The following is a 10,780-nucleotide window of genomic DNA, read 5'->3' as shown; positions in this document are numbered from 1 at the left end:
CTGTCTCTTCAAAATGAAACAGTAGTTCCGAAATCACGGCTTCGGTGAGTATGTCGAATTAATCTTGTATTTACTCAAATCATTATGCAAAACTATATCTTACCGACTAATGGTCGCCTTCAAAAAACAGCCGGATCCGGAAGAAGCAGATTCAGCTTTAACCTATCTGAGCTATCCATCAGGGGGCTGGTCACTGTTATACTGCTCTTTGCCAATAATGCATTTGCAGATACTTACTGGCTCGGCGGCATCAGCAATGATTGGCACACAGCAGGGAATTGGACGGCTGGTGTACCCGATGCGTCCGACGTAGCAGAGATCCAAGCTGCGTCGCTGCCCAATGTTAATCCCATTATCACTGGTGCAGCCGTTGCCAAGACTGTTATCGTAGCTTATGGTGGATTTCTCACCATAGCTGTGGACGGAACCTTGTCCATTGCTGATTCTCAAGGACATGGGCTAGACGTTTATTCGGGCTCGGTTGAAAATAACGGAACGTTGAATATTAATAATGTCGCGTATACTGGGATTGGGATGTCAGATGGCCTTTTTACGAACAACGGCACAATTAATATTGGAAATGCAGGGGATATTGGCTATGCCGGTATCGACAGCGACGCCAGCACTTTTGTGAACGAAAGTGGGTCCATTTCCATTAACCGGACCTGTAAGGCGGCAACAAACTGCGGAGCAATGACCAATACCGGCTCAGGCAGCTTCACTAACAAGGCCAGCATCACCATTGGCGGGGTTATGCCTGGACTTTACGACGGTAGGGGGCTTTGGTGTGCCGATGAATCGGTTTTTTTTAATGAAGCTGGCGGCCTTATTTCAATTAGCCGAACGGTCTCGGATGGGCTCTATAATGGTGCGACTTTTACCAATCAGGGATCAATTGATATCGGTGCAGCGGGGGACATTGGCGGTGATGCCATATTCAACCGTGGTTACTTTGACAATACGGCCAGTACCGCCTACATCAATATTGCATCGGACAACATCATAAACAACAATTTATCCGGAGAATTCTACAATGGAGGCGTAATCATTGAAAATGCATCCGGCAATAGCAAAATCACTCAAAATACGGGTGTAGTTCAAAACCTGAATGGTGGCAGTTTCTTAATTCCCTCAGGTCCTGCCGCAATTACGGCGACCGGTCAGATCTGGACAGGTTTCTCTGATGCGGAATGGAATAACCCATCTAATTGGCAAAACTCATTAGTTCCTACGGCAACCGATGATGTGACCATCGCACATGTGGCTACCGACCTTGTTGTCGGCTCCATTAATGCGGTCGCAAAGTCAGTCACTGTACAACATGATGCAACACTCACGATAGGAAACTCGGGCATTCTCACAATTAGCGGGGGCGCATTTCAAGGTTTGTTGAACAAGGGAACGGTAGTAAATAACGGGCTGCTCAAAATTGGTCTCATCACAAGCCCCGGAAGCTACGGAATTAGAAATGAGGGAACATTCAACAATAGTTCGGGGGCAATTAGTATCGACAATGCTACCCAGGCAGCGCTTTATAACTTTTCCGGCACGTTTACCAACAGCGCATCGATGTCCCTCAAAACTGCGATAGCAGCACCTTTTTTGATTCATTCAAATGGAGGCGCAATCAGCAACGCCGCAACCGGAACCCTGTCTGGCACGGGTGTAATTAACCCCACGCATTTTAGCAATAATGGAGGCATCCTTTCGCCGGGATATTCGCCCGGGGTCATGACGTTCAATGGGGATGAAAACTTCTCCGCAAGTACCCTGGCCGTTGAAGTGAATGGAACGGGTGTTGCGGGTACCGCTTACGACCAGGTTGTAGTGAACGGAACGGCTACGTTGGAAGGTACACTGGATCTGACTTTCAATTTCCCCTCACCCGTGACAGGTGATGTAGTCAAGATCCTGGACGCCACTGCCCTAAGCGGTACATTCAGTGTGGTAACGGGCCTCCCTGATGGCTGGACGATCAATTATGACAGGCCCAATCCGGGTGAACTAAGCCTGGCGTATCAAGTCATCCTGCCGGTAACAATGATCCGTTTTACTGCCAAAAAACTGGATAGTGGCATCAAACTGGATTGGCAAACTTCTGAAGAAACCAACAACAAGGGATTTGAAATTGAACGCAGGCTTGATAGTGGAATGTGGGAAAAAGTCGGTTTCGTGGATGGGAACGGGACTACGAGAGAAAATAACACTTACTCTTTCCTGGATCTCAGGCCTTTACCAGGTATGAACTATTACCGGCTGCGGCAGATGGATTTCGATGGAAAAGTTGAGCTCTCGCGGATTGTGGGCGTAAAAATGGACAGCGGTAAAATGCTGAAAATTTACCCTAATCCAACCACTGGAATCGTCAATATAGAAGGCGGCGGGTCAAGGGTCAGAATCCTGGATAAGCTTGGCAGACCGGTGATGAGCGGAATGATTATCAATCAAAAAATCGATGTTTCACATTTACCCAGCGGTTTTTACATCCTGTCAGTTCCTTCTGAAAGCAATGTAAAGTCAATCTCAATGATCAAACAATAAATAAACCTTCAACCAATTAATCCAGAAACAAATGGAAAAGATAGCACCGGAAGTGTACAGCCAGATAGACAACGATCTTTACAACGGGAAAGGCGACCTGTGGTGGAACCCGGAGAATGTTTTGCATATCTTAAAAACATCCGTCAATCCGTGGCGGGTAGGCGTCGCTGCTGACGCATTAAAGAAGCTCAACTTTGATCCAAAAGGCAAAACCGCCCTGGAAGTTGGCAGCGGGGGCGGGATACTGACCGAGGAAATTTGCAGAATGGGGTTTATCACAACCGGTATCGAGCCAGCGGAGGAGTCTATCCGTGCTGCGGCAGGTCACGCGAAAGCCATGGGGCTTGATATCACCTATGATAAAGGAACCGGAGAGAATCTTCCTTATCCCGACGCGTCGTTCGACTGCGTGTTTTGCTGTGACGTGCTGGAACACGTTGCAGATTTACCCAAGGTTATTTCTGAGATTTCAAGAGTGCTTAAACCCGGTGGTGTGTTCCTTTATGACACACTCAACAGAACGTTTATCAGCAAGCTTGTCGCCATCAAAATTTGGCAGGAATGGAAACGATGGGCATTTATGCCGCCTAACCTGCACGTATGGAAAATGTTTATCAAACCGGAAGAAATAAAAGGTCTTTTGGCAAAGAACGGTTTCGAGTGGAAAGAACACAGAGGCTCCGAGCCGAATGTACCAATTCCTAAAATGTTGAGTTACCTCAGAAAACGGGTTAAAGGGGAATGGACTTTTGTGGAACTTGGGCAAAAATTCCGCCTGGTTGAGAGCGATGATATGAATATACTTTACGCCGGCTATGCGGTGAAGAAGTATTGATAACAGCTCTCGCGGATTGTGCGTGCAAAATGGACGGGAGCGTGTGCCTGCATGATGAAGCAGCTTAATCTGTAAATTATTTTGCAGGCACAAGTTCAATCCCTCTCAAATCAAGCAGTGCACCGTCTTTGAATTGCGAAGCTGGCCTGAAAACCAGCTTTTGCTTTCCGGAAGAGAGTTGAATGTGGCCTACTGTTTTTCTGCGAAATGTTTCCCATGAGCCCGTCTTTTCGACTTTGCCTGCATATTTCGTTCCGCCCACTTCCACAGTAAAGGGTTTTCCAGCCTCCTTGTCATCAACTGACCATTCCATCTGAATTTCATATTTGCCTGCTTTGGCCACATCCACGTCCCATTCCACCCGATCTGCTGCGGTAAACCACCCAAACGCTTTCCATTCGGGCATATACTGGATTTTTGGACCGATCCCTTTTCCGGTGTTGGCAGTCAGAACAAGTTTTCCTTCACTGTTCGTCCCCACCATTTCAGGGATATTGATGGTATCCCGGGCAGCTTTTACATAAGCAGCAACTTCCCCGACAGGGGCAATCCAGATCCCGTTTGCAGGATCTTTGGCATAGGCGCAAATTTCCCGCAGTACGTCCAGCCGGGTAGTCTGCGGGCCTGATGCAGCCGTTTCGTGTCCGGCAAGAACCAGCCACTGGCCGTTTTTTCGTGCATCTTTGATCATAGTCAGGATTTGTTCAAAGCTCTTTCCGTCCGTTTCCACGCCGGTAAGCTGCGCCATATCGCAGTACGCAGGGTCAACCGGCGCTTCATCAAGCCAGGTGCGCCCGGCCAGGAAAAGGTCCGAAATGACAGGAACAAAGCTCTGCGTGTTTTTCCCGCGCCCGATGGAAGTCTGACCGCAGGGATAGGCATAAACCGTAGGCGTCACACCAAGCATATCTTTGAGCTGCCTGTTGGTTTCGATCAATTCTTCCCGCATTTTTTCCAGGGTATAATCTTCCAGCGGATTTGCCCTTGCCCACACGAAATTGCCGCTGCAAGCGTGGTTAATCGAGTGATTCCCGATTTCATGTCCGCTCGCGACCGCTTTTTTCCAGCCTTCCAGCCGCTTTTTTGCATTATTAGGGACGAGGTAAAAAGTGGCTTTTACATCATATTCGTTGAGTAATGCAGTGCCTTCATCTACGTTACTGAGCCTTGCATCGTCAAAGCTCAGACTAATCGCCATTTGCTTGCCCTGAGGCCAGGTGAAGGATTTTTTCTGTGCAATGGTTTGCTCTGTCAAAAAGCAGCTCAGTATCAATGCAGATGCGATTAAATGCTTCATATTAAAAAAGTTATCGGGTTTAGGATTGATAAAAAATACTAGTGTCCGCTGCGCATTTCCCCCTGAATGTAATTGACGACTGCTTCCGTCAATGACTTCGCTGCACCCGGTGCGTAGGGTGAAACGGTCGGTTCGTAGCCGCCATATTGCAGCTCTTCTTCCGCCAGCAAATAGCCCAGCCACCCATTCGTATACCCGAAATAGAAGGTATAGGGAAATGGGGACCGGTCACGCACTTCATTGGAAATCTCGCAGAACAATTCGAGCGGGGCGCTCCATATGGCTACGTCGTCATTGATTTTAAGAAAGCGGACGGGCAGTTTGATCATTTTCACGCCCGCCTTGGTGGTGCGGGTGTAATTGCCCAGATCGTCCGGCCAGCCTAAGCCTTCTTTCCGGGGAATTTCCACGATGGTACCGGCCGCTTTGAGCGTCACTTCATTGGTGGTGGCCGAAATCGTTTTATTCGCTTCCAGGATCTTTTCGCCCAGCATCGCCTTGAACTGATTCAGGCGCCCGGCGCCCGGACTTGGGTATACACTATAAATCGGGGCGATATTGCCGGCGGCACCATTGATGTACAAAAGTGGCGCACCGGTTTTCTCCTCAACATATTCCGAAACGATTCCAGGCCCATCTCCGCTGATCAGCAGGTTTTCACCGCTCATGACGGTGCCGTGCATGGCATAGTTGGCGATCAATGCAAGCAGGCTGCCGTCTGCTTTTTCCAGCCGGAGCAACCCAATGCGCCGGTCGACAGGGCCGTCGGGGTTCATGCCCAGACTTGTTTTTCCGTCAATACCCCTGGCGCGGCGGTTGATGTTTGCGTTGGATAATCCCCAGCCGGTTCCCAGTTTCGCAGGTACCAGGTTTTTCTTTGCTTCCGTCATTCCGTCGATGATTTTCTGTTCGACCATATCGGTATATTTTGCATCAAAGTCGTGCTTATAGCGGTCTCCCAGAAACACGGAAGGCAGTCCCGCCGGACCTACTTCGGGCGCAGAGTGCGTGTGCGTAGCGGCCCACCATACATGCATTGGGTTGATACCCAGCTGTTTTTGCAGTTTGGCCGTCAGCTTATCGTATTGCGACGGCGAAATCAGACAGATGTCAGTGGAAATAATGTAAAACTGCGTTTTTCCATCGTCCATGGCGACAATGCGGTGGTAGATATTGTCGTGCACGCCGGTCGATTTTCTGGCTTGATATCCAAGTAGTTGCTGCGAGTTGTCAGGCGTAATATCCACCTTCACAACCGATGCGCGAAAATTTTGGGCAAAAGAAATATTTGCATTAAAAATATGGACAAGAAGAACGCAAATGAGGGAAAAACGCATATTGAGGTTTCGCATATCGGTATCTTATTTGGGTTGTTTGATGTACGCCAGCAAATCGGCCATCGCCTGCTGGTCAATTTCGGCTTCCAGTCCGGCCGGCATGCTCGACATGCCCAGCGCTTTCAGCGACTTGATATCTTTCCGGCCAATCACTGTTTTCTGTCCGCCATAATTGCTCACCGTAATCGCAGTCGGCGTTTCGTTGGCGATCAATCCCTGCATCGATTCGCCCGCTTTGAGCTCGATCAGCCAGATATCATATCCGTCGGCAATAGAAAGGTTAGGATCCAGAATATCCCCGACGATCGATTCCGGCCGCCGGTTGCGGATGGTACCCAGGTCGGGACCGAAAGCGACACCTTCGCCGCCGCCGATCTGGTGGCATACCGAGCAATTCTTCTGATAAACCAACTTGCCGGCGGATGCATTTCCGGTCAGGTCAAGGGCCTGGTTGTATTTTTTGATAATAGCCGCCCGCGCGTCGTTTTTCTTGGTGAGCAATGCCCGGGACCGGTTTCTCAATGCTTCATTTCCCTGCGCCATCAGTCCTACACTTCGTGGCCAGCCTATACTTTCCTGATGGATTTTTCCGGATTCAACCCCATCGAGCAGGAGTTTGATGCGCTTGTCGTTGACCATAAAGGTGTTGATCGCCGCATCCCGCAAATCCGGCGTAAGTGAGGGCCAGTTTTCCAGTAAAAACTTGCTCACAGTTTCATCAGGAATGGAACTCAGTGTTTTTAATGCGGTCAGCTGTATAGCCCGGGGTTCGTTGGGCGCGATCAGTTTTTTCAGGATCTGCTCGTATTTCGCTGGGTTATCAAGAGACAAAAACTGGATTGCATCGTTTCGCCTGTCGGGCGCGGCAGCCGGGTCGGCGGCTACTTTGGCCGATCGCTGCATAGCCAGCCCGGATTCATTGGTTTGCGGCAAACCTGTTGTTTTCAGCAACCGCAAACTTGCCTCGCGCAAAGCTGCTGACGGATTGGAAAGCGCCGCCTGCAATAGCGTGGATTTCGTGTCTTTCAACGCGCCCGGATCTTTCGGCCTTTTCATACTTTGGGCCAAACCAAATAAAACCGACGGCCGCCAGTCTGATTTAGCCGCAGTGCTCGTTTTTGAAGTCGGAGAAGTCAATGCATTTTTAACCAGCTTTTTAATCGCGACTGTATCTCCGCTGGTACCCGTCATCGTGCTCAACCGCTCCACCAACGAGGCATAAGCGGGTATTTCAGATTTATAATTCTTCAAAACCGCATCCATCAAAACACCATTGCCGGACGTGGAGGCCGATAAAGCTGCGATTTGTACCCAGGGATCATTCAAATCTTTAAACAAAATCGCCTGCCGTACTTCCGCAGCCTGCGGCGTATTGACCGAGCCGAGCGTACAAAGCAGCTGAAACCTGACTTTGGCATTGCGATCATTTTTCAGGCTGAGTAAATTCGCAGCAAGTGCTGGATATTTTTCGAGATGTAGTTCTGCCAGTTTGATAGCATTTTCCCTTACACCCGCCTCTTTGTCCTGTAATGCATTGATAATGTGTTTACTACTGAGATTGCCTAGTCCTTCCAGTGTCCATAATGCATGCAGTCTTCCCGCAGACGAGGCTGGATTCGTCGCCATTTTCTCTAATGCCGATATAGCATTTACCGCGTTTCTGTCCAGCAGCAGGCGTTGCGCGTTTCTTCTCCACCAGATATTAGGGTTAGCCAATTGCTTAACCAGTTCTTCGTCCGAAGCATCGCCTAATTTCAGGTTTTTTGTCCAGGAAGCTTTTGGCGTTCCTTTTGGCGTAATGCGGTAAATCCTGCCTTTGTCCACACCATTATAAAGCGCGCCCGATTTGATCACATCTTCGGCCATCCACTCTGGGTGCTCGATGATCTGTCTGTAATAATCCACCACGTACAAGGCGCCGTCCGGCCCCACATACATATTCACCGGCCGGAACCAGGAATCAGTTGAGGCGAGAAATTCGTTGTCTTTATAAACCCGGCTGGCACTGAAACTGGCGCCTTTGTCGCGGATAATATCCGCATGCACAATGTTGCTGACAGGCTCTGCGACAAAAGTAATGCTATCAAAAGGGGAGGGGAAAAGTCCGCCCTGGTAACTGGTAATGCCGCAGGCAGAAGTAAAAACGCCCACGTCGGTCAACAGCTGGTGCAATGGATTTTTGGTAATCGGGAACACCTCCGAAGAATGATCGGACATGCTTTGGGTTACATTGGATACCAGCAGATCGGGATTTCGGCCGAGGTAACGTGCGGCGATCACTTCGTGGTAGCCCGGATTGGCATTACTCACCAGCAGGTACCGGCCCCATTTGTCGAACGTATGGCCAAACTGGGTGTAGCTGGATAGAATTTCAATGTCCTTTTTGTCGGGATTAAAGCGAACGCTGCGCCCCAGCGCATTTTGAGGGAGTTTTTTGCCGTCTTTTTCTTTCGGATAAAGGATCTCGCCGCCGCGGTCTCCGAACTCTTCCTGAAAAACTTTGGCCGTCACAGCAGGCTCGTGCCCCAGGTAAATCCAGTTATCGATCCCAAGAACAGGGTTGTTGAAATTATGCTGCGGGTTCGACATCGCAAACCCGGTCAGCAATGTATCCCGCACATCCGAGCTGCCGTCACCGTCGGTATCTTCCAGGTACAGTACATTAGGCGGATCCGTAACCAGTATACCCTTTTTCCAGCGCATAATGCCGGTCGGTAACACCAGATTTTCAGCAAAAACCGTTGTTTTGTCCATTTTTCCATCCCCGTCCGAATCCGCTAGCAGCCTTACTTTGCCGGTACCGCTCTTATCCAGCGGATATCCGTGCATTTCAACCACATACATGCGGCCATACTCGTCGATTTCCATCGCCACGGGATCCGAAAGCAGCGGTTCGCTGGCGACAAGCTCTATCTGGAAATTATCGGGCAGCTGGAATGTAGCAAGCGCCTTTTCAGGTGGTACTTCGCGTGAAGCCGGTTGGGTGTGTAAGCTTGCGGTAGTTGTAATCAGTAAAAGCGGCAATACGCAGGCGCCAAGCAGTTTTGAAATAGTCATTAGCAAATGTTTTTAATGAATTACTGACCAATTATTTCTCTATATACTTAATAATTAGGGTTCTGGGTCAGTTTTGAATTTCTGTCAATGGCGTTTTGAGGAATAGGAAAGAGGTAATTTTTGTTTGCAAAAAATGCCCTTGCTCCATCTGGCGCCGGTACTACTTTGTAAACCCACTTTCCGCCTGTCTGCTCGATGACCATCGCATGCACCGAACCGTTCAGGTTTTTCTCAGCCAGTTTCAAACGCATTAAATCGTACCACCTTTTTTCTTCAAAAGCCAGCTCGATACGCCGCTCCCTGTGAATGGCAACGCGCATTTGTGCTTGTGTGAGGCCTGCTTTTAATGCCGGCAGCTCGGATCTTTTTCGCACCGCATTGATCGCTTCATACACCGACGCGTCAGGTCCGACTGCCTCATTTTGTGCTTCTGCGTAACTCAAAAGCACTTCGGCATAGCGGAAGATCACAAAGTTTGCGCTGCTGAGTTTGTGGTCTCCGTTTACGGCATATTTCGGGTCGAGGCCTTTTTTGAGATAATATCCGGTATTAGTAGCCTCATTGGTATTACTCAAATCTGTCGCATTCCGACTTCCGACGCCCTGTTTCATGACCATTTCCTGGTCGACCCAAAACGCCCCGTCATAAATAACCGACTGGTAAAACCGCTTTTCCCGGTTGGTATACGGTTTCTGGGGGTCGTAACCCGAAGCGGGGTCGGAAATGGGCAGACCGTTCGCCATCGCATATTCGTCCACAAGCTCCTGCGTGGGATTTACACCGCCGTATGCACGCTGGATCCCGCCCACGATCCAGGGCCCCTGCAAGCCTTCCTTGCCGCCTCCGAGTGAAGTTCCGCCCAGGTATTGTTTGGTGAAAATGATCTCGCTATTGTTGTTGCTGGCTTCCAGGAGCATTGTTTCGTAGTTTGGAAAAAGCGTGTAACTGGCCAGATCCATCACTTTTTTATTGGTTTGGGCCGCCTGCAACCATTTGGCTTTGTCATTCGAAGGATTGTAAAGCGGACTTGCCTGGTACAATTCACAAAAACCCTGTAATGTCAATGCAGCACCTTTGGACGCGCGGCCGGCTTGTGCGGTAGCGGGCAAATCGTTTGCAATGGCGGCGCATTCGGTCACGATAAACTGGTAAGTTTCCTCGGCGGTATTGCGTGCCCGGAAAATCTCGTCGCCCTGTTCATTCTGGTTCAAAACATCTGTGATAATCGGGACGCCGCCGTGGTTGGTCCACAGCAACATATAATAGTAAGCCCGCACAAACCGCGCTTCGGCGATCCGCAACTTTTTCCAGTCGTCGGGAAGCTGCGAGGCGGTTGCTTTCGTGATAAACAGGTTGGCGGCCCGGATGCTGTTATACAGGTTCCACACATTCGGCGTATTGCTGGGGGTATAGACCGAATTGGCATAGAGTGTCCTGCTGGCGGTTCCGTTTACACCATTCATCGCATTGTCGGTAAAATTCTCGCCCGGGTCATAGGTATTGAACGGGCCAGGCAGACCGGAGTAGACATTGTTCAAAAACAGATCTGCATTACCTGACGTTTGCCACAAGGTAGCATCAGAAACCTGCTCCCTCGACTCCACTTCCAGGAAATCGGAGCAGGAGAATTGCGCCAAAAGCAACAGGAGAAATAGCGACTTACCACTGTATTTGCGAATGATTTTGAAATGTATCATGATATGGTGGATTAGC

6 protein-coding genes are annotated in these 10,780 nt (G+C 49.5%); 2 read left to right on the top strand and 4 right to left on the bottom strand.

The genetic code is table 11. The features are described from left to right. Positions 1–84 precede the first annotated feature (84 nt). Both FXO21_RS01410 and ubiG read left to right on the top strand, forming a co-directional pair. Positions 85–2,541, top strand: coding sequence for a T9SS type A sorting domain-containing protein (locus FXO21_RS01410; protein WP_149638422.1), 2,457 nt, complete (start codon positions 85–87; stop codon positions 2,539–2,541). A gap of 31 nt (positions 2,542–2,572) precedes the next feature. Next, positions 2,573–3,376 carry a bifunctional 2-polyprenyl-6-hydroxyphenol methylase/3-demethylubiquinol 3-O-methyltransferase UbiG gene (ubiG, locus tag FXO21_RS01405; RefSeq protein WP_149638421.1) on the top strand — a complete coding sequence of 268 codons (804 nt, stop codon included), beginning with the start codon at positions 2,573–2,575 and terminating at the stop codon, positions 3,374–3,376. A gap of 76 nt (positions 3,377–3,452) precedes the next feature. Here the strand turns inward: ubiG and FXO21_RS01400 are convergent, their stop codons facing one another. From FXO21_RS01400 to FXO21_RS01385, 4 genes are read right to left on the bottom strand one after another with little or no spacing between them, the layout of a single operon-like run. Further along, positions 3,453–4,673, bottom strand: a complete 1,221-nt coding sequence (locus FXO21_RS01400; protein WP_149638420.1) for a polysaccharide deacetylase family protein — start codon at positions 4,671–4,673, stop codon at positions 3,453–3,455. A 38-nt stretch (positions 4,674–4,711) separates the two neighbouring features. Next, on the bottom strand, positions 4,712–6,025 hold the full coding sequence (locus tag FXO21_RS01395) for a neutral/alkaline non-lysosomal ceramidase N-terminal domain-containing protein (protein WP_149638419.1): 1,314 nt from the start codon (positions 6,023–6,025) through the stop codon (positions 4,712–4,714). A 9-nt stretch (positions 6,026–6,034) separates the two neighbouring features. After that, entirely contained in the window at positions 6,035–9,067 is a 3,033-nt protein-coding gene (locus tag FXO21_RS01390; protein WP_149638418.1) for a PVC-type heme-binding CxxCH protein, read from the bottom strand. A gap of 47 nt (positions 9,068–9,114) precedes the next feature. After that, positions 9,115–10,764 (bottom strand): RagB/SusD family nutrient uptake outer membrane protein, encoded by a 1,650-nt coding sequence (locus FXO21_RS01385; protein ID WP_149638417.1) that lies wholly within the window; start codon positions 10,762–10,764, stop codon positions 9,115–9,117. Between the last annotated feature and the right edge of the window lie 16 nt (positions 10,765–10,780).

The organism is Dyadobacter sp. UC 10, from assembly GCF_008369915.1.
Lineage (GTDB): Bacteria > Bacteroidota > Bacteroidia > Cytophagales > Spirosomataceae > Dyadobacter.
The sequence above is the reverse complement of the archived record's forward strand: the minus strand, read 5'-3'. Positions and strand labels throughout refer to the sequence as shown.

What these genes read in the sequence shown, in the direction of transcription:
- FXO21_RS01410 (WP_149638422.1), top strand. Translation starts at nt 85, where the DNA reads ATGCAAAACTATATCTTACCGACTAATGGTCGCCTTCAAAAAACAGCC.
- ubiG (WP_149638421.1), top strand. Translation starts at nt 2,573, where the DNA reads ATGGAAAAGATAGCACCGGAAGTGTACAGCCAGATAGACAACGATCTT.
- FXO21_RS01400 (WP_149638420.1), bottom strand. Translation starts at nt 4,673, where the DNA reads ATGAAGCATTTAATCGCATCTGCATTGATACTGAGCTGCTTTTTGACA.
- FXO21_RS01395 (WP_149638419.1), bottom strand. Translation starts at nt 6,025, where the DNA reads ATGCGAAACCTCAATATGCGTTTTTCCCTCATTTGCGTTCTTCTTGTC.
- FXO21_RS01390 (WP_149638418.1), bottom strand. Translation starts at nt 9,067, where the DNA reads ATGACTATTTCAAAACTGCTTGGCGCCTGCGTATTGCCGCTTTTACTG.
- FXO21_RS01385 (WP_149638417.1), bottom strand. Translation starts at nt 10,764, where the DNA reads ATGATACATTTCAAAATCATTCGCAAATACAGTGGTAAGTCGCTATTT.